Raw genomic sequence first — 22,311 nt, 5'->3', positions numbered from 1 at the left:
GCCTGCCGCGCCAGCCCGATGCCCCAACGCTTCAGACGGCGTTCGTGAAAGGCCGCCCGCTGAAACCTCGGCAAGGCTTCGACCCCCGCCCCTTCAGTCTCAAGATCGACTTGCATACCACCCCAACGCTGGTCGTTAACCCGTTCCGGCCTGTGGATAACTCTCCTGCAAGCCGCCGTACATGTCACAAATCGTTACGATATAACGATAGTAGTGAAATTTTCGTCGCTTACCTATGCCTTTATTTGCCATGGGCGCGTCACAAAGCCAGGGAAAACCGCTGCTGCGCTGATGCCAGCCCGCGAGATCTGTGGCCATAATCCGTGGCCCACTTTGTGACAAGGAACCGTCCAGCCATGCTCTCCATCTACCAGCTCAAACCGCGCTTCCAGAACCTGCTGCGGCCTTGGGTCCAGCGCCTGTACGACAACGGCACCACGGCCAACCAGATCACCGTGCTGGCGGGGGTGATTTCGGTGCTGGTGGGCGCGCTGATCGGCAGTTTCGCCAGCCACCTCTGGCTGTTCATCCTGATCCCGCTGTGGATGATCCTGCGCATGGCGCTGAACGCCATCGACGGCATGCTGGCCCGGGAATTCGGCCAGCAATCGCGCCTGGGCGCCTACCTCAACGAATTGTGCGACGTGATTGCCGACAGCGCGCTGATCCTGCCTTTCGCGCTGATTGCCGGTGTCAGCCTGCCGCTGGTCCTGCTGGTGACGCTGCTGGCGCTGTTCAGCGAATACGCCGGCGTGCTCGGGCCGATGATCGGCGCCTCGCGCCGCTACGACGGCCCCATGGGCAAGAGCGACCGGGCGTTCGTGCTCGGCGTGCTGGCCACCGGTATCGCCCTGGGCTGGATCAGTGCCGCCTGGGTCAATGGCGTGCTGGCGCTGGTCGCCGCGTTGTTGGTCTACACCTTGATCAACCGGGTTCGCCAGGGCCTGCTCGAAGCACGACAGCAAGATGTGCCACAACAAGAAGTACAGCAAAACGCCCCCTCAGAATAAGGAAGTTGCCATGCGCGAAGCTCAACACCAGACCTTCACCACCCACGACGGCGTCGAGCTGTTCTATCGCCACTGGCCGGCCACCGCCGCCCCCTTGGACGGCCCGCGCCAGGCCGTGCTGCTGTTCCACCGCGGCCACGAACACTCCGCGCGCATCGCCCATCTGGTGGACGAACTGGACCTGCCGGCCTTCGATTTCTTCGCCTGGGACGCCCGTGGCCACGGCCAGTCGCCCGGCGCCCGGGGCGACAGCCCGAGCTTCGCCACCAGCGTGCGCGACGTGCAGACCTTCTGCGATCACCTGAGGGCCAGCCACGGCATCGACGAAGAACACATGGCCGTGGTGGCCCAGAGCGTCGGCGCGGTGATCGCGTCCACCTGGGTCCATGACTACGCGCCGCGCATCCGCGCCCTGGTGCTGGCGTCGCCGGCGTTCAAGGTCAAGCTCTACGTGCCTTTCGCCCGTCCGGGTCTGGCGCTGCTGCGGCGTTTTCGCGGCAACTTTTTCGTCAACAGCTACGTCAAGGCACGCTTCCTCAGCCACGACCCGGCGCGGGTGGCCTCCTATGACAGCGACCCGCTGATCACCAAGGCGATCTCGGTGAACGTGCTGCTCGGCCTCTACGAAGCCGCCGAACGGGTGGTGGCCGACGCCCAGGCGATCCAGGTGCCGACCCAGCTGTTGATCTCCGGCGCCGACTTCGTCGTCCATCGCCAACCTCAGGAACAGTTCTTCGGGCGCCTGGGCAGCCTGCACAAGGAAAAACACATCCTGCCGGGTTTCTTCCACGACACCCTCGGCGAGAAGGCCCGGGCCCCGGCCGTCGCCAGCGTCCGGCGATTCATCCTGCAGAACTTCGCGCGGCCGCTGAACCGCCCTTCCCTGCTCGACGCCGACCGCCTGGGCCTGACCTGCGCCGAATCCGAGGCACTGGCGGCGCCCCTGCCACGCAACTCCCTGCGCGACCTCTACTGGCGCATGACCCGCGCCAGCATGCGCCTGGGCAGCCAGCTCTCGGCCGGGGTCAAACTGGGCTTCGACACCGGTTTCGACTCCGGCAGCACCCTGGACTACGTGTACCGCAACCAAGCGACCGGCACCTCAGCCCTGGGCCGGATGATCGACCGCAACTACCTGGACTCCATCGGCTGGCGCGGCATTCGCCAACGCAAGCTGCATGTGGAAGAACTGCTGCGCCTGGCCATGGAGAAACTGCGCGACCAGCAGCGCGAAGTGCGCATCGTCGACATCGCCGCCGGCCACGGGCGCTACATTCTCGAAGCCTTGCAGGGCGTCAGCCCGCTGCCGGAGTCGATCCTGCTGCGCGACTACAGCGACATCAACGTGCGCGACGGCAGCGCACTGATCGCCGAGAAAGGCCTGGGCCAGATCGCCCGCTTCATCAAAGCCGACGCCTTCGACCGCGACGACCTCGCGGCCCTGGAGCCCAAACCGACCCTGGCGGTGGTGTCCGGCCTGTACGAACTGTTCGCCGACAACCAGATGGTCAGCGACTCCCTGGCGGGCCTGGCCGCTGCCGTGGAGCCTGGCGGTTACCTGGTCTACACCGGGCAGCCGTGGCACCCGCAGCTGGAGCTGATCGCCCGCGCCCTGACCAGCCACCGCGCGGGGCAGGCCTGGGTCATGCGTCGGCGGACCCAGGCCGAGATGGACCAACTGGTGGAGGCCGCGGGGTTCCGCCGGATCACCCTGCGCGTCGATCAGTGGGGCATTTTCAGCGTGTCGCTGGCGCAGCGGGTGCAATGATGACTGCCGCCGCGACATACACTCGCGAGCCCGGCCTGCTGAAACCCGCGGTGCTCTGGCTGTTGCTGCTGGCGCCGCTGTTTTTCGGCACCTATGGCTTCGCCACCTGGGTTACTTCGCAGAGGGCCGAGGTCGGCAGCCTGGTGTTCGACTGGGAGCGGCAGATGCCCTTCTGGGCCTGGAGCATCGTGCCCTACTGGTCGATCGACCTGCTGTACGGCTTTTCCCTGCTGCTGCCCACCAGCCGCGAAGAACTCAAGCGCCACGCCTTGCGCCTGCTGACCGCGCAAGTCATCGCCGTCAGTTGCTTCCTGCTCTGGCCATTGCGCTTCACTTTCCAGCGGCCGGAACTGGATGGCCTGTTCGGCTGGCTGTTCGACGTGCTGGCCGGCTTCGACAAGCCGTTCAACCAGGCGCCGTCGCTGCACATCGCGCTGCTGGTGGTGCTGTGGGTCTGCTACGCGCGGCATGTCCAGGGCATCTGGCGCTGGCTGGTGCACGGCTGGTTCGCGCTGATCGGCGTGTCGGTGCTGACCACTTATCAACACCACTTTATCGACCTGCCCACAGGCGCCCTGGCCGGCTGGCTGTGTGTCTGGCTGTGGCCGCTGGACCGCCCCGGCATGCTGCAGAACCTGCGCCTGGCCCGCGATCGCCAGCGCTGGCGCCTGGCATCGTTCTATGCCCTGGGAGCCGTGGCGTTTGCCGTCCCGGCTTTCGCCCTGGGCGGTGCCTGGTTGTGGCTGTTGTGGCCGGCGGTGGCGCTGCTGCTGGTGGCGCTGAACTACGGGTTGTTCGACGCCAAGGGCTTCCAGAAAGGCGCGGACGGCCGCCTGGGCAACGCCACGCGCTGGCTGCTGGCGCCTTACCTGGCGGCGGCCTGGATCAATTCACGGTTGTGGACACGCAAGCATCCACAGCCCGACGAGGTTGTGGATAACGTCTGGCTGGGGCGCATCCCGACCCCGGGCGAGCTGCAGGACAGCCCGTTCAGCGCGGTGGTCGACCTGTGTGCCGAGCTGTCCGTGGACGGCCGCCACCTGTCCTATCGCAGCGTACCGGTACTCGACCTGACCGCGCCCACCACCGAGCAATGTCGCGAGGCCGCGCAAGCCATCGAAAGCCTGCGCGAGCACGCGCCGCTGCTGGTCTGCTGCGCCCTGGGCTATTCGCGCAGCGCCACCGCCGTGGCCGCCTGGCTGTTGTACACAGGCCGTGCCGCCAGCGTCGATGCGGCCATCGTGCAGATCCGCCGCGCGCGCCCGCAGATCGTCCTGCAACCCGCGCACCGCCGGGCCCTGGAGCCTTTATCCACAGCCCAGGGGAGCGTGCATGGCCACTGATATGGAACTGCATGCGGTGGCGAGCCTGTTGCGCCGCGGGCATTCGCTAGACCTGTTATCCACAGGCCTGAGCCTGCTCGGCGCCCTGCTCGGCCTCGGCCAGTGGTTGCTCGGCGTGCCCGCCCCCTGGGCCATTGCCCTGAGCGTTGCCCTGCTGGTCCTGGGATTGCTGCAAAAGTACTGGGCGCTGCGGGTGGCCTTCGATGCCGAGCTGTTCCAACGGGTGGCGGACAGCCCGCTGCCCCTGGCCGAGCGCAGCGCCGCCCTGGACCAGGCGCTGAGCGCCCTCGGCCTGCAACCGGCAAACGCCGGCGGCCGCCCGTGGCAGCAACGCAGCCGCGGCGCCCTCGACCTGTTGCGTCGCCAGGCCTGGCTGCTGGCGGCGCAAGTACTGCTGACACTGAGCTTCATCCTGGCCAGCCCCTGGCTGGCCATCGCCGGATAAGGAATTCTCATGCTCGAACCCCTGGTCGCCACCCTCATCACCTCCGCCGCCCGCACCATCACCGGGGCGCGCAGCCTATGGCTCGGTTGCGGGCCGCAGGCGGTGCAACGCATCTACTTCGCCAACCACAGCAGCCACGGCGACTTTGTGCTGCTCTGGGCCTCGCTGCCACCCGCATTGCGCAAGGTGACGCGGCCGGTGGCCGGCGCCGATTACTGGCAGACCCGCCCGCTGCGTCGCTACATCATCAACCGGGTATTCAATGGCGTGTTGATCGACCGCGAGCGCAAGGAGCCTGTGGATAACCCCTTGCAGCCGATGCTCGACGCCCTGGCCAACGGCGATTCGCTGATCATCTTCCCCGAAGGCACGCGCAACCTGGAGGAGGAAGGCCTGCTGCCATTCAAGAGCGGCATCTACCACCTGGCGAAAAGTTACCCACAGGCCCAGGTGATTCCGGTGTGGATCGCCAACCTCAACCGCGTGATGCCCAAGGGCCGTTTCCTGCCCCTGCCGCTTCTATGTACCACCAGCTTCGGCGCGCCGCTGTCCCTCGAAGACGGCGAAAGCAAAGAGCAATTCCTCGAACGCAGCCGCGCAGCGCTGCTGGCCATGGCCCCGGAGCATTCTTGAGATGGATAGGCAAACCCTGATGTTGTTCGGCGGGATCGGCGCGGTACTGGTGCTGGCCTCGCTGATCGGTTTTCTGCTCAAGCTGCGCACCCGTGGCGCGCCGAGTTCGGTGATCGACAACCTCAACGCACGCATCAACGCCTGGTGGGTGATGGTGCTGGTGATCGGCATCGCCTTCTGGCTCGGCACCAGCGCGGTGATTCTGCTGTTCTACGCGGTGTCCTTCTACGCCCTGCGCGAGTTCCTGACCCTGATGCCGACCCGGCGCAGCGATTACCCGGCGCTGGTGGCGGCGTTCTACCTGGCGCTGCCCGTGCAATACCTGCTGATCTACTTCGACTGGTACGGGCTGTTCTCGATCTTCATCCCGGTCTATGTGTTCCTGCTGCTGCCAATCCTCGCGTCCCTGGGCGGCGACAGCACGCATTTCCTGGAGCGCGCCTCCAAGGTCCAGTGGGGGCTGATGATCGCGGTGTTCTGCGTGTCGTTCGTCCCGGCGCTGCTGACCCTGGACATCGCCGGCTACGAAGGGCGCAACCTGCTGCTGATCGCTTACCTGGTGATCGTGGTGCAGATGTCGGACGTGTTGCAGTACGTCTGTGGAAAACTCTTCGGCAAACGCAAGATCGCCCCGCGGCTGTCGCCGTCCAAGACCGTGGAAGGTTTTGTCGGCGGCATCCTGCTGGCCTCGCTGATCGGCGGCGCGCTGTGGTGGATCACCCCCTTCAATATCTGGCAGTCGTTCCTGATCGCCCTGCTGATCAACCTGCTGGGCTTTGCCGGCGGCATCGTCATGTCGGCGATCAAGCGCGACCGCGGGGTGAAGGACTGGGGCCACATGATCGAAGGCCACGGCGGCATGCTCGACCGCCTGGACTCGGTGTGTTTCGCCGCGCCGATCTTCTTCCACCTCGTACGCTACTGGTGGACCTGAACACCCTGCCCCCTCTTCTTCTGTAGAAGCGAAGCTTGCTCGCGATGCAGCCAATGCGGTTCAACGACAAGACCGTGTCGATGCTATCGCGAGCAAGCTTCGCTCCTACAGGGGAAAGTGAACACCCCTGCTTGACCGTTCGCCCTTCGCACGCTCATATTACGGTCATAATTTTTTGCTCAACTACCTTTAACGTCCTTCCTTCCGATTGCAGGAGAACAGCCATGAGCAGCTACGACGTCGTCATCCTCGGTGGGGGTCCCGGTGGCTACAACGCCGCCATTCGCGCCGGCCAGCTGGGGCTCAAGGCCGCCTGTGTCGAAGGTCGCGCCACCCTCGGCGGCACCTGCCTGAACGTCGGCTGCATGCCGTCCAAGGCCTTGCTGCACGCCTCGGAGCTGTACGACGCGGCCATGGGCAAGGAATTCGCCGAACTGGGCATCGAGGTCAAACCCAGCCTCAACCTCGCCCAGATGATGAAGCAGAAGGACGACAGCGTGGCGGGCCTGACCAAGGGCATCGAGTTCCTGTTTCGCAAGAACAAGGTCGACTGGATCAAGGGCTGGGGCCATATCGACGGCCCGGGCCAGGTCACGGTGACCGACAGCGCCGGCGGCAAGACCCGGCTGCAGGCCAAGGACATCGTGATCGCCACCGGCTCCGAGCCGACACCGTTGCCCGGGGTGGAGATCGACAACCGACGCATCCTCGACTCCACCGGCGCGCTGTCCCTCAGCGAAGTGCCCAGGCACCTGGTGGTGATCGGCGCCGGGGTGATCGGCCTGGAGCTGGGTTCGGTCTGGCGGCGCCTGGGCGCCCAGGTGACGGTGGTCGAGTACCTGGACCGCATCTGTCCCGGCGTCGATGGCGAAGCGGGCAAGACCCTGCAACGGGCCCTGGGCAAACAGGGGATCGCCTTCAAGCTCGGCACCAAGGTCAGCAGCGCCAGCACCTCGGCCAACGGTGTGCAGTTGAGTATCGAGCCGGCAGCGGGCGGCACGGCGCAGCTGCTGGAAGCCGACTACGTGCTGGTGGCCATCGGGCGCCGGCCATATACCCAGGGCCTGGGCCTGGAGAACGTCGGCCTGGGCACCGACTCGCGCGGCATGCTCGCCAACCGCCAGCACCGCACCGAGGCCCCTGGCGTGTGGGTGATTGGCGACGTCACGTCCGGGCCGATGCTTGCCCACAAGGCCGAGGACGAGGCCATGGCCTGTATCGAGCAGATCGTCGGCAAGGCCGGTGAAGTGAATTACGACCTGATCCCCAGTGTGATCTACACCAAACCGGAGCTGGCCAGCGTCGGCAAGACCGAAGAGCAACTCAAGGCCGAGGGCCGGGCCTACAAGGTCGGCAAGTTCCCTTTCACGGCCAACAGCCGAGCCAAGATCAACCACGAGACCGAAGGTTTCGCCAAGGTTCTGGCGGACGCGCAGACCGATGAAATCCTCGGTGTGCATCTGGTAGGACCGAGCGTCAGCGAAATGATCGGCGAATACTGCGTGGCCATGGAGTTTTCCGCCTCGGCCGAAGATATCGCCCTGACCTGCCACCCGCACCCGACCCGCTCCGAGGCGTTGCGCCAGGCGGCGATGGATGTCGAGGGGATGGCGACGCAGATGTAAATCCTGTAGCCGCTGCCGCAGGCTGCGATCGCGACCGAAGGGCGCGCAAGCTTTCAAGATCACTGAAGGCCTTCGGCCTTATCGCAGCCTTCGGCAGCGGCTACAGGTAAGCCATCAACCCGGCAAATGCCCCAGCGGCAGCGCCCCCGGGGTTTTCACCGTGTGGATCGCGAAGTTGCTGCGGATATCGCTGACGCCCGGCAGTTTCAGCAGGCTGCCGGTGAGAAAGCGGTCGTAGGCCCGCAGGTCCGGCACCACCACCTGCAGCAGAAAGTCCGACTCGCCGGACACCAGGAACGCCGAAAGCACCTCCGGCAGCGCCGTCACCGCCTTGTGGAAGGCTTCGGAATGCTCGTCGGTGTGCCGCTCGACCTTGACCCCGACGAACACCGTCAGCCCCAGGCCCACTTCATCGCGATCGAGGTTGGCCTGGTAGCCGCGAATCACCCCAGCCTCTTCCAGCATCCGTACCCGGCGCAAACAGGGTGAAGGAGACAGGCCGATCTCCTCCGCCAGTTGCACGTTGCTCAGGCGGCCGTCGCGCTGCAGGGCGGCGAGAATCTTGCGGTCGTAGGCGTCCAGTTTCATCTTTGGCATTTTCCGATAGTCACTCCATGTCCAGGTGGAAGATTATGCCAATTTCCGCCTGCATGCTGGCTGACTACGCAAGCACCTGCCCTGCCCTTCGGCCCTAGACTCTGCCTACCGAATCGACAACGAAAGGGGGTGGCAAGGTGGCACAACTCTGGATGTTTTTCCTGGCGCTGGCGGTGGTCTATCTGCTGCCCGGCCCCGACATGATCCTGCTGCTGCAAACCGGCGCCCGCCAGGGCAAGGGCCTGGCGCTGGCCACCGCGGCAGGCCTGGCGATCGCCCGGGGCTGCCATGTGGCGCTGGCGGCATTGGGCCTGGCCGCCCTGTTCAAGGCCGCGCCCTGGACCTTCGAGGTGGTGCGCCTGGGCGGGGCCGCGTACTTGCTGTGGCTCGGCGTGCAGTGCCTGCGGGCCAACCTGCTGCCCAGCCTGCAGGATGGCGAGGCCGCGAGCGCGCTGCGCTGGCGCGAAGCGATCCGCCGCGGCCTGCTGACCAACCTGCTCAACCCCAAGGCGCTGCTGTTCTGCTCGGTGTTGCTGCCACAGTTCATCGACCCGCAGGCCGGCCCCGTGGCTGCGCAGTTCGCCAGCCTCGGTCTGCTGCTGGTCTTGGTGGGGTTGCTGTTCGACAGCGCCTACGCCCTGGCCGGCGCCTGGATCGGCCGCTGGCTGGCGCACAACCGCGCCGCCCAGCGGGTCCAGCAATGGCTGTTCGGCAGCTTGCTGATCGGCTTCGCCCTGCGCCTGACCTTCGTGCAACAGGCCTGAGGCCAAGCCGACAAAAAAGGGCCCTGCGGCCCTTTTTGACAAGCATCGCCCCTGCGTTCAGCCAGGCTTGCGGGCAATGATGACCTGGCTCTTGGCGACCACGGCGTCCAGCGCGTGCTTGATCTGCACCCCGCGCGGCGAGTTGAGGATGGTCTGCCAAGTGCTGGCCCACTGGTCGAGCAACGGGTGATCAGGGTTGCTGAAGTCGACCTTGGCTTCCCAGAACAGCAGCATCCACATCGACCAGTAGAAGCCGTACTGGCTATGGCTGAGCACCTCCAGCCCGGCGTCGCCGACCATCTGCTTGAACTGCTCTTCGCTGATGATGCGGATATGGTTGGGCTTCTGGAAATACTCCGGCGCGGCGATGTCCTTTTGCAGGTCCTCGGAGCTCGGGTGCGGCACGCTCAACAGGTACAGCGCGCCCGGCTGGCCGACCCGCACCAGTTCGGAGAGAAACTGCGCCGGGTCGTCCACATGCTCGATGACCTCGGTGGACACCACGCGGCTGGCGGTGCCGTCGGCGATCGGCAGCGGGTTGCAGTCGGTGACATGGCATTCGACGCCACGGGCCGGGGTATCGCTCAGGCGCTGGCGCGTCGCCTCGACCTTGGCCGCATCGATGTCGGCAATGATGATCTTCGCCCCGCGCATCGCGCAGTAATGCACGTTGCCGCCGTCACCACAGCCGACATCCAGCAGGGTGTCCTCGGCCGTCACCGGAAAACCGGTGAACAACTCGCCGTTTTCCTGGTTGAACCAGCCGCTGAGCATGGCGTCCTGCAGGCCCAGCATGTACGGATCGACCTTGACCGGCGGCGGTGCGTCGGGCGTTACGGCCGCAGGAGCGCTCGCCGTGAGTTTTTTCAGAAGGCTCAGCATGAAGTGACTCCAGTGGAAGGAACGGGAGAACGGGATGTACCCAGGCGTCGCACCAGCTCGACGCCCCGATTGCGCAGGGGCAACTCGATGACACGGTAGTTGAGTTCGCTCAACAACAGCAGCAAGCCCAGGGCACAGGCCAGCGCCAGCAGCGGCTGCTCGTTCAGCCCGGTCGTGCCCAGGGGCGCCAGGCGGAACCAGGCTTCGCGGACCAGCAAAAACACCGGGACATGGATCAGGTAGATCCCGTAGGAACGGCTGCCGACCCAGGCCAGCAGGCTTTTCAGCGGGCCGCGGGGCAACAGGTAGTCGCGGTCGTAGGAAGCGATCCACACCAGCAGCGCGCAGAGCACGGCCAGGGCACCGACCCGGTAGTGAGTGACATTGAACTTATCGGTGGCCAGCCAGCCCATGCCCAGGCCGAGCAGGATCAACAGCAGCAGGCCAAGCCCCGGACGCCACCCCAGCCACTTCGGTTCCCAGTGCCGGTAGCTGGCGCGAGCGGTCCACAGCGCCAGCAGCACACCCAGGGCCATGGCATCGGTGCGGATAAACATCAACAGCACCGAACGCAAGCTCACCAGTTGCACGACCACCAATGCCAGCAAAAGCCAGACCAGGTACTTGCGGCACAACAGCACCAGCAGCGGCAGCAACAGGTAGAACTGCTCCTCCAGCGACAGGCTCCAGTAGACGAAACTGGCGCCGTATTCGTAGTGGAAAAAACTGTCGGCGAAACGCAAATTGGCGAACTGCAGCAGGCCGGCAACGGTGGCCCACAGGTTGGCGTGCAGGCTGCCGAAGGCCCCCGAACGATTGAGGAACAGGCTCGCCAGCAACATCAGCAGCAGCCACAACCAGGCCGAGGGCAACAGGCGGAAGGCGCGGCGAATCCAGAAGTCGCGGGTCCGCTGCCAGAACTGCGCGGCGCTGGTGCAGGCGCGCAGTTGCGGGATCAGGCTGCGGGCGATGACAAAACCCGAGATGGCGAAAAACAGGTCCACGCCCCACCAGAACTGGCCGTAGGCCGCGATGCTGCCCAGCCAGGCGAGCCCGCCTGGAAACAGATTGCCTTGCAGATGATGGAACACCACGCCCAGCACCGCGATGCCCCGCAGCAGCTCGATGTCCATGATCCGCTTGTCGTTCAAGACGGCTCAGCCACTGCGCCGGACAGCGGCTTGCGGGCGATGATGACCTGGCTCTTCGGCATGAAGCCATCCAGCACCTGCTTGATCGCCAGCCCGTCGGGTTGCGCCAGCAGCTCCTCCCAGGTCCGTGCCCAGCCTTCCATCAGCGCCGGGTACGGCGCCTGGATGCGGTCACGCACGGCGCCCGGCAGCTCGCGTCCGGCGGCCCGTTCGCTGGCCCAGAAGAAGATCATGCCCATGACCCAGAAAAAGCCCGTGGCCTGCCGGTGTTCGATGACCAGCCCGGCGTCCTCGATCATCTGGCCAAAGCCTTCGCGGGAAAATATCTGCACATGGTTCGGCGCGCGGTAATAGCCGGGCGGCGCGATACCCTTCTGCAGATGCTCGCCCACCGGATCCGGAACGCTGATCAGGTACTGCGCGCCAGGGCGGCCCATGCGCACCAGCTCGGCGAGAAACGGCTCGGGCTGTTCGATGTGTTCCAGCACTTCCATGCACACCACTTTGCTGGCGCAGCCCTGGGCCAGCGGCAACGGCAGGCTGTTGCTGACCAGCCCCAGGGCGGGCACGTCCGACTGCTCGGCGACTTGCCGGGCCAGCTCGCGCACCTTGTCGAACTCGCTGTCGGTGAAAATCACCGAGGCGCCCTGGCGCATGGCGAACAGCGTCGCCACGCCTTCGCCGCAGCCGACATCCAGCAGGGTGTCTTCAGCGCTGATGGCAAAGCCCTTGAGCAGTTCACCGGTTTCGGAACGGAACCAGCCGTCGAGCATGGCGTCGCGCAAGCCGCAATCGCGGGGAGAAACCGCGGGCCTGGGCGCATCAGCCAGCAGCGGCGCAGGCAATGGCGCGCCCCTGCGCAAACGCCGCAGAAACGCCCGCATCACCCAGCAAGCCCGGGGGTGGCAGGCACCTTGCGTTGCTCCAGCACCTGCTGGAAAAACTCGCCAAGACGCTGTTCGGCCGTGGCCTGGCTGCAGAAGCGCCGCAAGCTTTCGATCGCATGGGTCGACATCCGCGCGTAACGCTCGGGGTCCTGCCGGGCGACGTCGTAGCTGGCGCGATAGGCCGAGCACAGCGAATCCCAGTTGGTGATGTAGCGCAGGGTCCGATAGGCGGCCCGGGGATCGTGGGGCCAGGCGGTCAGCTCGTCGGTGGAGTCGACGATGAAGCTGTTGTCGTGGTCGATGTAGTCGGCCATCGCGGTGTTGCACGGCGCCACCGCCGGCTTGCCGCAAGACATGAACTCCATCAGCGGCAGGCATTGCCCTTCGCCGAACGAGGAATTCACCACATAGCTGGTGGCCTCCACCAGCCGCTCGTAGTCCGGATCGGACAAAAAGCCGTGGATCAGCACGATACGGCACTGGTAGGACTGGTTCTTGTAGAGGTGGTGCAGCATGTCGGCCAGCGCGTTGCCGATATCGTGGTGGGTCAGTTTCAGCACCAGGGTGGCGTCGGCACAGTCGCGGAAGGTGGTGCAGAACGCGCTGATCATGTCCTGCCAGTTCTTGCGCCCGTCGTAGGGGTTGAACACCGAGGTGTAGATCACCCCGTCGAGCAGCAGTTGGCAATCGCGGGCCTGGGTATCGAGCGCCAGCGGCATGCCTTCGCGCAGCGTACTCGGGCCGTAGGCGCTCAGGTCCAGGGTACGGCTGTCGAGCAACAGGCCACGCAGGTTGAGGGTCACCTGGGACGCCCGCGCCTGCTTGCCCAACTGCTCGCCACGGCTGGCGAAGCGATCCCAGACCGGGGCCGGAATCGCACAGATCGGGTAGTCCTCGCCCATCACATCGCGCACCGCTCGCACGGTAAAGCTGGAGTGGGTGATCGCCGCGCCCGCGGTGCCCAGGACCAGCCGCCAGTCATGCCGCGGCTCGCCCTGCCAGCTTTCGGTGGGAATGGTGCTGAACTCCCAGGCGAACACCGGGATGGTCGGGCAGGCGTAATGGTTGGGCGTGCGATGGGGCGGCGAGAACGACAGGAAAATGCACGCCTCACCGCGGCTCTGGCAATCGAAATACAGGCGGTCCACCAGCTCGTCGGGGTTGCTGACCTCAAGCACCTGGCCCAGGCGTTCCAGCACCGGCCGGAACTCCTTGAGCACGAAGTAGTAGCTGTATTCGGGGCGGCCGAGGTTCTGCTGGATGTTGCTCTTGTTGGTTTCCGAATGAATGAGGATCAGCATCAGGCGTTACCCGCCACAGCCAGGGAGGACGCGCCGTCGGCCTCGGTCAGCGGGGTCAGGGCGAAGAAGTCCCGCAGGCGCCCCTGGACGCTGGCGAAGCTGCTGTACTCCTGCATGCGCAGGGCCGCGGCCAGGGACATCGACTGGTAGCCCTCGGGGTTTTCCTTGGCCATGCGGTAGCTGTCCTGGTAGGCGGTTTTCAACGACCCCCAGTCCGGGCGGTGGCGCAGGGTACGAAACAGGATGCGCGAGTCCTGCGGCCAGATCGCCGGCTCCTGGCTGGACTTGACGACGAAGGCCACCTCCTCGTCGATGTAATCCAGCATGGCCGTATGCAGCGGCGCGATCACCGGCTTGCCACAAGCCATGAACTCCATCAGCGGCAGGCACAGGCCTTCGCAACGCGAGGCGTTGACGTAGAAACTGGCCGCGCCGTACAGCCGGGCGAATTGCTCGTCGTCCAGATAACCGTGCATGGCCACCACCCGACAGCGGAAGGGCGACAGCTGCGACAACAGGGTCAGGACCTCGACGTAATAGGTCGACAGGTCGTTCTGGGTCATCTTCAACACCAGGGTGGCGTCTTCGGTGTCGCGCATCGCCCAGCAGAACGCGGTGATCAACTGATGCCAGTTCTTGCGGCCATCGTCAGGGTTGAACACGCTGACATAGACCACGCCATCGACCTGGAACTCCACCTGCTGGTCGGTGGCCGGGAGGACGGCCTGGGGATGTTCCGGAGCAGGCTCCGGCAAAACGGCGGGCAGCGGTGCCGCGTGCTCCGCTCTCGATTTCGCCATCAGCGCCCGCAGGCGCTCGGGGACCCGGTCGCGCAGCCCCTCGCGGTAGCATTCGCGAATGTAGTGCTTGCTGATGAACAGCGGCCGGCGCCATTCGCCGCCGACCAGCGCCCGATACCATTCGCGCAGATAGTGCTTGGCGATGAACAGCCGGCGCCTGGCGGTCAGCGGTGGGGCTTCGACGATTTCGACCTCGACGGGAGCGGAAGGCGGTGGTGCCTCCTCCAGCACAGGCGCGATCAGGCCGTCGGCGGACAGCCCCAGGGCCCGGCTGTCGATGATGCAGCCCTTGATCTGCAGGGTGGTGCCGGCATTGACCGGGACGTTGGGGTATTGCCCGCGGACGCCGTCGAAGCGCTCCCACAACGGGGTTGGCAGCACCAGCACCGGAAAATGCTCACCCAGCACCCGACGCACCGCCCGGGCCGTATGGCTGGACAGGGTGATCACCCGGCCATGGCGGCCAAGGATGCGGCTCCAGTCCTGGTGCGGGTCGTTATCCCAGTATTCGTGGGGGATCGAGTCGAACTCCCAGGCCACCACACACAGGGTCGGACAGTCCAGGTCGAGCGGGGTTTTCTGGGGAGGGGTGAACGAAAGAAAAAGACTGTCTTCGCCCTTGAGCCGCAGCTCGTGATACAGCTGATCGACTTCGGCGGGCGCCTGCACCACGTGAACGCGCCCAAGGCTTTCCAGCACCGGGCGATAGGCCTTGAGCACGAAGTAATAACTGTATTCCGGACGCCCGAGGCTCTGGCTGATGGAGCCGTCGTTAACATCCGAATAAAGAATGAAATTCATGGCATCTCACGATGAAGCCGCCATCCTGGCAACTTCACACAATGACGGTAGAGCCATGGCACCACGCCTGTGTTGTGGGCGTGCGTCCATCGTTCTCATGCCCGTCTACGTTCTTGTTCTATTGGTCAGTTTCTACCGGCTCAAAGACAGCCGCTTCTGATCGTTTGGGTCGAGACGAGGGGCATTCTAAACACATCCTTCGAAGGTTCGGGAACCTACCGAAGAGATTTTTCCTATGCTCAAACAGGAGAACTTACCGGTCACGATAGGACTTATTGAAATTGCCGCGCAATTGGCACAGATTGACTGCCAAACAACTACAACAACAACTTCGCGTGGCAGGCACTTTTCGAGTTTTTTCGGAATTTCCTGACTTTTCCCGCCATCGATTGTGGGATTTCGCGAAAGTTCGTGATAAGGGGACTGCCGCTTGAACAAGCGTCTGTTTGTAACGGGCCTGAATGGATTCACGGATCGTCGCACCCAATCCCGCTTGAGCAGCATAGGCTCAGGCCGGAGGTTGCTGCCTGTCTCCTATGACCCGACCGCCTCCCAAAACCTTCAGCGCCCCTCGCCACAACCGCCCGATGCGATGATCCATCGCCCTCTGGCCACCCTTCCCCGAGCATCCACCACACCACCTCAGCCCGCTGCCCATCCGCAGTGGGCAGCACAACGTCGCGTCCATGGCAGACATGGCGAGCGGCTGAACAGCGGATGGGCGCCTGAAATACCAATAAACATCCGTTTCCAATACCCATACAGCAGGATGACCTGATGCTGCTCAATCTGTATCGATCCCTGCGCAGCTACCGGGGCTTCATCCTCGGCAGCGTGCAGCGGGAGTTCCAGGCGCGTTATCGCAACTCGCTGTTCGGTGCCTTGTGGACCGTGCTCAACCCGCTGTCGATGATCGTCGTCTACACGGTGATCTTTTCCCAAGTGATGCGCGCCCGCCTGCCGGGGGTGGAGGACGGCCTGGCCTACAGCGTCTACCTGTGCGCCGGGCTGCTGACCTGGGGCCTGTTTTCCGAGCTGACCCTGCGCAGCCAGAGCATGTTCCTGGAAAACGCCAACCTGCTGAAGAAGATCAGCTTCCCGCGCATCTGCCTGCCGGTGATCGTGCTGCTCAACGCCGGCATCAACTTCGCGATCATCCTCGGCCTGTTCCTCGGCTTCCTGCTGATCACCGGGCGCCTGCCGGGCCTGGCGCTGCTGGCGCTGATCCCGCTGCTGCTGTTGCAGGTGCTGTTCTGCGCCGGCCTGGGGATGATCCTCGGGGTGCTGAACGTGTTCTTCCGCGATGTAGCGCAGTTCTTCGGCATCTTCCTGCAGTTCTGGTTCTGGCTGACCCCCATCGTCTACCCCATCAGCATCCTGCCCGAGTCGATCCAGCGTCTGCTGGCGCTCAACCCGCTGACCGCGCTGATGCACAGCTACCAGAACCTGTTCCTGTACGACCAGTGGCCACAGTGGAGTTCGCTGACTCCGATGCTGGTGATCAGCCTGTTGTTCTGTGGCATGGGGCTGCGGCTTTTCCGCCAGCGCGTCGGTGAAATGGTGGATGAGCTCTGATGGGACATATACGCGTCAGCGGCCTGGGCAAGGCCTACAAGCAGTATCCGAACCGCTGGAGCCGGCTGTTCGAATGGATGATTCCGTTTTCCAGGCCGCGCCATCACCTGCACTGGGTGCTGCAGGGCGTCGACTTCGAGATCGAGCCGGGCCAGGCCGTGGGCATAGTCGGGGTCAACGGCGCCGGCAAAAGCACCTTGTTGAAAATGATCACCGGCACCACCCAGCCGACCTGCGGCGAGATCCACCTGCGCGGTCGGGTGGCGGCGTTGCTGGAGCTGGGCATGGGCTTTCACCCGGACTTCACCGGGCGTCAGAACGCAATCATGGCCGGCCAGTTGCTGGGCATGCAGGTCGAGGAAATCGAGGCCCTGATGGCGGAAATCGAAGCCTTCGCCGAAATCGGCGAGGCCATCGATCATCCGGTACGCACCTATTCGAGCGGCATGCAGATGCGTCTGGCGTTCAGCGTGGCCACGGCCCGGCGCCCGGACATCCTGATCGTCGATGAGGCGCTGTCGGTGGGCGACGCCTACTTCCAGCACAAGAGTTTCGAACGCATCCGCAGCTTCCGCCGCGCCGGCACCACCCTGCTGATCGTTTCCCACGACCGTTCGGCGATCCAGTCGATCTGCGACACCGCGATCCTGCTTGAGCAGGGCCGTGTGGCCATGCACGGCAAGCCGGAAGAGGTGATGGACTACTACAACGCCATGCTCGCCGAACGCGAAGGCCAGACGGTGCGCCAGGAAATGCTCGCCAACGGCCAGGTGCGGACCATTTCCGGCACCGGCGAAGCCGGGATCCTCAGCGTGCGCCTGCGCGACGAACGCGAGCGTTCGATCGAGATGGCCGAAGTCGGCCAGCCGGTGGTGCTGGAAGTACAGGTCGAGGTGCGCCAGGACATCGAACGGCTGGTGCTGGGTTTCATGATCAAGGACCGGCTCGGCCAGCCCATGTATGGCATCAACACCCATCGCCTGGACCAGGCCCTGACCGACTTGAGCGCCGGCGAAAAGGTCACCTTCCGCTTTGCCTTCACCATGGGCCTGGGCAAGGGCAACTACTCGGTGGCCCTGAGCCTGTCGCGGCTGGATTCGCACCTGGATCGCAATTTCGAATGGCGCGACTACGGCCTGGTCTTCCACGTGATCAATAACCGCCAGGAAGACTTTGTCGGCTGTTCCTGGTTGCAGGCGCGGACCAGCATTGTCCGCTCGCCGTCGAAGTCCACTCAGTCAATGCCTCAGCGAGCCGCTCCATGACCCGACTGTTGATTGAATGCACCTATGTGTTCGAACACCCCGAGACCAACTCGGGCATCCAGCGTGTGGTGCGCAACGTTATCCGTGAACTGCCCGCGGCCAACGGCGCGGTGGAATGCATTCCAGTGGCGATGCTCGGCGGCAAGCTGTATCGGGTCCTGAGCCTCAAGCCGCTGCCGACCCGACGCTGGAACCTGATGGGGCTGCGGGTACGCCTGGAGCAGATCGCCAACGTCTTCTGGCTGCGCCACCGGACTCTGGAACGCCGCAAACCCTTTGCCGATTCGTACATCGCCCGGCGCTTGCTCTACATCGCGTGCCGCCTGACGGCCTTTGCCTTTCTCAGCATTCCCCTGCGCCTGTGCAACCGCTTGGTGAACGTGGATGAAATCCCCCAGCGCTGCGTACCGCTGCAACATCAACCGGGCGATCAACTGGTGTTGCTGGACTCATCCTGGCACGCCGACTTTTTCCCCTTGGCCGAACGGCTCAAGCGCGATGGCGTGGGCATCGTCTCGGTGATCTACGACCTGATTCCCCTGACTCATCCGCAGTTCTGCGACGCCGGGCTGGTCCGGGTGTTCAACCATTGGTTCGACTGGATAGCGCGCACCGCCGACGGCTATATCGCCATTTCCGCGACCATCCGCGACCAGGTCCGCGAAGAGATGCTCCGCCGGGTCGGGCGCCAACAGGTGGCACAGCGCTGGTTCGACTATTTCCACCTGGGTTCGGAACTGGACCAGTGCAGCGAAAACGCTCGGATCAACCCGGACCTGGCCCAGCTGTTCAAGGGCCAGGCAGCGGTCTTCCTGATGGTCAGCACCATCGAGCCCCGTAAAAACCATGGCTTCCTGCTCGATGCCTTCGAGCGCGTCTGGGCCAGCGGTTCCCAGGCTCGCCTGTGCATCGCCGGGCGCATTGGCTGGAAGTGCGAGGCGCTGATCGAGCGGATTCGCCGGCACCCAGAGCTGAACCGGCGCCTGTTCATGTTCAACTCCCTGGACGACAACAGCCTGGAGCACGCCTATTCCAAGGCGACGGCGCTGGTGTTCCCATCCCATGTCGAGGGTTTCGGCCTGCCGCTGGTGGAAGCCATGCAGCGCGGCTTGCCCGCCATGGGCAGCGACATCCCGGTGTTTCGCGAAATCGGCGGCGAGTTCATGGCCTACTTCGACCTGCACGATCCGCAGAGCCTGGCCGACCTGGTCATCCAGCAGGAAACCAGCGGCGTGTTTCCCGCGGCCCGCCATGTCGATGAGTGGCGCTGGCTGGGTTGGCGAGAAGCCAGTACCCAACTGGTCGAACGCATTGTGTTCCACAGGAACCACGCCCCCACGGTCATGGAGACGCACGATGCGGATAGCCCTTAACGCGCGCATTCTCCAGTCGCCCCGCACCGGTATCGGCCATTACGTAGCGGAACTGGCCTCGGCCCTGGTCACCGAACAGGGGCTGGAGCTGTCGCTGTTCCATGGCTGGGGCTGGAGCCCCGAACTGCCGGCGGCGGCCATGCTGGGTTATTCCCAAGTGGCCCCCTGGCTGCGGCGGGTTCCCGGGGCCTACCAGGCCCGGCGCTGGCTGGAGCAGCGACGTTTCGACCAGGGGCCGCACGCAGCGATCGACCTCTACCACGAACCCAGCCTGTGGCCGCTGGAGTTCGACGGCCCGACCGTGATGACCCTGCATGACCTGACTCACCTGCATTACCCCTCGACTCAGCCGCCGGCACGCTTGAAGGAAATCGAGCGGCGCCTTGGCACAGGCGTGGAACAGGCGCGGCTGATCCTGACGGACTCGCAGTTCATCGCCGATGAAGCCCAGGATTATTTCGGCCTGCCGCGCGATCGCTTTGTCGTGGCGCCACTGGGCGTCGCCCCGCGCTTCCATCCACGCGGGCACGCCGAGCTGGAACACAACCTCGCAGTCCATGGCTTGCAGCCTCAAGGCTACTTCCTCTGCGTCGGCACCCTGGAGCCGCGCAAGAACCTGTCCCTGGCCTTGCAGGCCCACGCGCAGCTGCCGGAAACCCTGCGCCAGCGTTATCCGTTGCTGATTGTCGGCATGGCGGGTTGGGAGCAAGGCCAATTCAGCGACACCCTGCAAAAGGCCCTGGCCAGCGGCCATGTGCGCCTGCTGGGCTACCTGCCGGACGAACAGCTGGCACACCTGGTCGCCGGGGCCAGGGCCCTGGTTTTTCCTTCGCGTTACGAGGGCTTTGGTCTTCCGGTCCTGGAGGCCATGGCCAGCGGTACGCCGGTGGTACTGGCGCAATGTGCGGCAATGCCCGAAGTCGCGGGTGCGGCCGGCAACTATGTCGACCCCGACGATGTGGACGGCTTGCGCCACGCCATGCTGCGCCTGATCGAAGACGACGGCCATTGGCAGGCGTGCCGCGAAGCGGGGTTGGAACAGGCAACACTTTTTTCCTGGGGGCGCTGCGCACGGATCACCGCGCATGCCTACCGTCAGGCCATGGGAGGCTGAATGCGGGTCTTACACTTCTACAAAACATACCTGCCCGACTCGATCGGCGGCACCGAACAGGTCATCTTCCAGCTCTGCGAAAGCGGTGCCCACTACGGTATCGATGGCCAGGTTCTGACGCTGAGCGCCGATCCCTCGCCCGGCGCGCAGAAGGTGGGTCAGCATGAGGTGCATCAGGCAAAGCTGGATTTCCAGTTCGCCTCCACCGGTTTCTCCTACAGCGTGTTCAAGCAGTTCCGCGAAATGGCCGCCGAAGCCGACGTGGTCAACTACCACTTCCCCTGGCCGTTCATGGACCTGGTGCATTTCATGAGTGGCATGAACAAGCCCTGCGTGGCCACCTACCACTCCGACATCATCCGCCAGCGCCACCTGCTCAAGCTGTACCGGCCGTTGATGAACCGCTTCCTGGGCAGCGTCGACCGGATCGTCGCCGCGTCGCCGAACTACCTGCACACCAGCGATGTGCTGCAACAATTCCCGGACAAGACCCGGGTCATCCCCTACGGCCTGAACAAGGCCGGTTATCCACAGCCCGATAGCGAACGCATGGCCCAGTGGCGCCAGCGCCTGGGCGAGCTTTTTTTCCTGTTCGTCGGGGTGATGCGTTACTACAAGGGCCTGCACATCCTGCTCGATGCCCTCAAGGACGTGGACTACCCGGTGGTGATCGTCGGTGCTGGCCCGCTCGAGGCCGAACTGCATGCCCAGGCCGCGGCGCTGGGCCTGAGGAACCTGCATTTCCTCGGCCGCCTGGGGGATGAAGACAAGGTGGCCTTGCTGCAACTGAGCTACGCCATCGTCTTCCCCTCGCACCTGCGCTCCGAGGCCTTTGGCATCTCGTTGCTCGAAGGCGCGATGTACGGCAAACCGATGATCTCCAGCGAGATCGGGACCGGCACCAGCTACATCAATATCCATGGCGAAACCGGCCTGGTGGTGCCGCCCAGCGATCCCCTGGCCTTCCGCGCCGCCATGCGCCAGCTCTGGGACAACCCGGAACAGGCCGCGCAGATGGGCCTCAAGGCCGAAGCCCGCTACCGGCAGCTGTTCACCGCCGACGAGATGGGCCGCAGGTGGAGCGAGCTGTACCAGGAGCTGCTGGAGGAAAAAGCCCTGTCCTACGCCTGATCCGCCAGGCGCCAGCGCAAGGCCAGCGCCGCGGGCCGGCGCACCAGTTGTTCGACCTCGAAGCGCCACAGGCGCTCGGCGCCCGGGAAGCTTGCGATCTGCGGGTCGTCGAGCACGACTTCAGTGCGCCCGCTGAGCTGCAGCAGGTCGCCACGGCTGAAGTCGATGAACAGCAGGCCGGCGCGGGGGTTGAGCAGCAGGTTGCCCAGGGTGTTGAAGTGTAGGTTGCCGGCGAAATCCGGAATGCTCAGGCGGTTGCCCTCGACCCGCACGAAGCCGGCCGGGCCGCCGCGGTGGGAAACATCGACCCAGAGCCGTCCCTCGACCTCCACGTAACTGGCGACAAAAAACGTATCGGCGCCCCGGATCATCGCCCTCGCCTCTTCATCCAGCGCGTTCAGGCGCTGCACCGGCCGGTGCGCGGCCAGCGGCACCGACTCGAACTGACGCAGCTGGATGTAGCGCGGGCAGTTGCCGAAAGACTGCTCGACCCCCAGGGCAAAACCGCTGTCGTCCAGCTGGACGATCCGACCGTTGAGGCGGTTGCGCCGCCGGGTGTGCAGTTCGATGCCCAGCAGGCCGACGGCCGCGCCCGGCGTCAGCTGGGCAGGGTCTTCGGCGGCTGGCAGGCTGTCGAGCCGCAGCAACCCAGGGGTTGGCGAGCGAGCGAAACCGACAGCCCCTTCGAGCACGCTGGCCCAGGGATTGCCCCGGTTATCCACAGCCCCGAGCAACATGAACGGCAGCTGTTGATAAAACTGCCGGTGCTGGTCGGGCATCTCGCTGCGGATGACCTTGCGCCCGACGACGTCCATGCGTTCGGCCACGCCAGCCTGGGCTTGCAGGCGGGTTTCGCCTGCGTGCCAGGGGGATCCGGTATTCATCATGAGTCTCCCCTGCGTCGATGACGCA

General features: G+C 64.8%; 20 protein-coding genes. 13 read left to right on the top strand and 7 right to left on the bottom strand.

What is annotated here, in order from left to right; all coding sequences use genetic code 11:
• Positions 1-356: 356 nt before the first annotated feature.
• The 7 genes from J4D52_RS07495 to lpdA all read left to right on the top strand — a co-directional run bounded on the left by J4D52_RS07495 (position 357) and on the right by lpdA (position 7,758).
• Positions 357-1,010, top strand: coding sequence for a CDP-alcohol phosphatidyltransferase family protein (locus J4D52_RS07495; protein ID WP_102676323.1), 654 nt, complete (start codon positions 357-359; stop codon positions 1,008-1,010).
• Positions 1,011-1,020: 10 nt separating this feature from the next.
• The gene (locus tag J4D52_RS07490) at positions 1,021-2,778 is read left to right on the top strand and encodes a bifunctional alpha/beta hydrolase/class I SAM-dependent methyltransferase (RefSeq protein ID WP_102676322.1); all 1,758 of its coding nucleotides are present in this window, start codon (positions 1,021-1,023) and stop codon (positions 2,776-2,778) included.
• Positions 2,778-4,121: a phosphatase PAP2/dual specificity phosphatase family protein gene (locus J4D52_RS07485; RefSeq protein WP_102676327.1), complete on the top strand. Its 1,344-nt coding sequence runs from the start codon at positions 2,778-2,780 to the stop codon at positions 4,119-4,121. The genes J4D52_RS07490 and J4D52_RS07485 overlap by 1 nt, the downstream gene beginning before the upstream one ends.
• Positions 4,111-4,566 carry a hypothetical protein gene (locus J4D52_RS07480; RefSeq protein WP_102676321.1) on the top strand — a complete coding sequence of 152 codons (456 nt, stop codon included), beginning with the start codon at positions 4,111-4,113 and terminating at the stop codon, positions 4,564-4,566. The genes J4D52_RS07485 and J4D52_RS07480 overlap by 11 nt, the downstream gene beginning before the upstream one ends.
• 9 nt (positions 4,567-4,575) lie before the next feature.
• The gene (locus tag J4D52_RS07475) at positions 4,576-5,199 is read left to right on the top strand and encodes a 1-acyl-sn-glycerol-3-phosphate acyltransferase (protein WP_009051662.1); all 624 of its coding nucleotides are present in this window, start codon (positions 4,576-4,578) and stop codon (positions 5,197-5,199) included.
• A gap of 1 nt (position 5,200) precedes the next feature.
• Positions 5,201-6,133 carry a phosphatidate cytidylyltransferase gene (locus tag J4D52_RS07470; RefSeq protein ID WP_097306406.1) on the top strand — a complete coding sequence of 311 codons (933 nt, stop codon included), beginning with the start codon at positions 5,201-5,203 and terminating at the stop codon, positions 6,131-6,133.
• Positions 6,134-6,357: 224 nt separating this feature from the next.
• Positions 6,358-7,758 carry a dihydrolipoyl dehydrogenase gene (gene lpdA / locus J4D52_RS07465; RefSeq protein WP_102676320.1) on the top strand — a complete coding sequence of 467 codons (1,401 nt, stop codon included), beginning with the start codon at positions 6,358-6,360 and terminating at the stop codon, positions 7,756-7,758.
• A 114-nt stretch (positions 7,759-7,872) separates the two neighbouring features.
• Here the strand turns inward: lpdA and J4D52_RS07460 are convergent, their stop codons facing one another.
• Positions 7,873-8,346, bottom strand: a complete 474-nt coding sequence (locus J4D52_RS07460) for an Lrp/AsnC family transcriptional regulator (protein WP_025806917.1) — start codon at positions 8,344-8,346, stop codon at positions 7,873-7,875.
• A 146-nt stretch (positions 8,347-8,492) separates the two neighbouring features.
• Between J4D52_RS07460 and J4D52_RS07455 the strand changes: the two genes are divergently transcribed.
• Positions 8,493-9,119: a LysE family translocator gene (locus tag J4D52_RS07455; protein WP_025806916.1), complete on the top strand. Its 627-nt coding sequence runs from the start codon at positions 8,493-8,495 to the stop codon at positions 9,117-9,119.
• Between the two features lie 57 nt (positions 9,120-9,176).
• Here J4D52_RS07455 and J4D52_RS07450 read toward each other — a convergent pair whose 3' ends face one another.
• From J4D52_RS07450 to J4D52_RS07430, 5 genes are read right to left on the bottom strand one after another with little or no spacing between them, the layout of a single operon-like run.
• Complete coding sequence (locus tag J4D52_RS07450; protein ID WP_102676319.1) at positions 9,177-10,001, bottom strand: bifunctional 2-polyprenyl-6-hydroxyphenol methylase/3-demethylubiquinol 3-O-methyltransferase UbiG; 825 nt, start codon at positions 9,999-10,001, stop codon at positions 9,177-9,179.
• A complete protein-coding gene (locus J4D52_RS07445) occupies positions 9,995-11,152 on the bottom strand; it encodes an acyltransferase (RefSeq protein WP_102676318.1) in 1,158 nt (385 codons plus the stop codon). Before J4D52_RS07445 ends, J4D52_RS07450 begins: the two co-directional genes overlap by 7 nt.
• Complete coding sequence (locus J4D52_RS07440) at positions 11,149-12,039, bottom strand: methyltransferase domain-containing protein (protein ID WP_371860278.1); 891 nt, start codon at positions 12,037-12,039, stop codon at positions 11,149-11,151. Before J4D52_RS07440 ends, J4D52_RS07445 begins: the two co-directional genes overlap by 4 nt.
• Positions 12,036-13,340: a glycosyltransferase gene (locus J4D52_RS07435; protein WP_102676316.1), complete on the bottom strand. Its 1,305-nt coding sequence runs from the start codon at positions 13,338-13,340 to the stop codon at positions 12,036-12,038. Before J4D52_RS07435 ends, J4D52_RS07440 begins: the two co-directional genes overlap by 4 nt.
• Positions 13,340-14,941 (bottom strand): glycosyltransferase, encoded by a 1,602-nt coding sequence (locus J4D52_RS07430; RefSeq protein ID WP_102676315.1) that lies wholly within the window; start codon positions 14,939-14,941, stop codon positions 13,340-13,342. Before J4D52_RS07430 ends, J4D52_RS07435 begins: the two co-directional genes overlap by 1 nt.
• Before the next feature lie 777 nt (positions 14,942-15,718).
• On the opposite strand from J4D52_RS07430, the gene J4D52_RS07425 reads away from it, so the two are divergent.
• Genes J4D52_RS07425 through J4D52_RS07405 form a run of 5 tightly spaced genes read left to right on the top strand, consistent with a single transcriptional unit; the run spans position 15,719 to position 21,399 of the window.
• The gene (locus J4D52_RS07425; RefSeq protein ID WP_025806910.1) at positions 15,719-16,516 is read left to right on the top strand and encodes an ABC transporter permease; all 798 of its coding nucleotides are present in this window, start codon (positions 15,719-15,721) and stop codon (positions 16,514-16,516) included.
• Positions 16,516-17,781: an ABC transporter ATP-binding protein gene (locus J4D52_RS07420; RefSeq protein WP_102676314.1), complete on the top strand. Its 1,266-nt coding sequence runs from the start codon at positions 16,516-16,518 to the stop codon at positions 17,779-17,781. The genes J4D52_RS07425 and J4D52_RS07420 overlap by 1 nt, the downstream gene beginning before the upstream one ends.
• On the top strand, positions 17,778-19,154 hold the full coding sequence (locus J4D52_RS07415; RefSeq protein ID WP_025806908.1) for a glycosyltransferase family 1 protein: 1,377 nt from the start codon (positions 17,778-17,780) through the stop codon (positions 19,152-19,154). The genes J4D52_RS07420 and J4D52_RS07415 overlap by 4 nt, the downstream gene beginning before the upstream one ends.
• Complete coding sequence (locus J4D52_RS07410) at positions 19,138-20,268, top strand: glycosyltransferase family 1 protein (protein WP_102676313.1); 1,131 nt, start codon at positions 19,138-19,140, stop codon at positions 20,266-20,268. Before J4D52_RS07415 ends, J4D52_RS07410 begins: the two co-directional genes overlap by 17 nt.
• Positions 20,269-21,399: a glycosyltransferase family 4 protein gene (locus tag J4D52_RS07405; protein ID WP_102676312.1), complete on the top strand. Its 1,131-nt coding sequence runs from the start codon at positions 20,269-20,271 to the stop codon at positions 21,397-21,399. It abuts the gene before it with no gap.
• Here J4D52_RS07405 and J4D52_RS07400 read toward each other — a convergent pair.
• Positions 21,390-22,283, bottom strand: a complete 894-nt coding sequence (locus tag J4D52_RS07400) for a pyridoxamine 5'-phosphate oxidase family protein (RefSeq protein WP_102676326.1) — start codon at positions 22,281-22,283, stop codon at positions 21,390-21,392. The genes J4D52_RS07405 and J4D52_RS07400 overlap by 10 nt on opposite strands.
• Positions 22,284-22,311: the final 28 nt, after the last annotated feature.

The sequence above is a fragment of the Pseudomonas sp. GW460-12-10-14-TSB1 genome (assembly GCF_017349775.1).
In the GTDB taxonomy this organism is placed as follows: Bacteria; Pseudomonadota; Gammaproteobacteria; order Pseudomonadales; family Pseudomonadaceae; genus Aquipseudomonas; species Aquipseudomonas piscium.
This window is presented reverse-complemented; position numbering and strand designations above follow the sequence as displayed.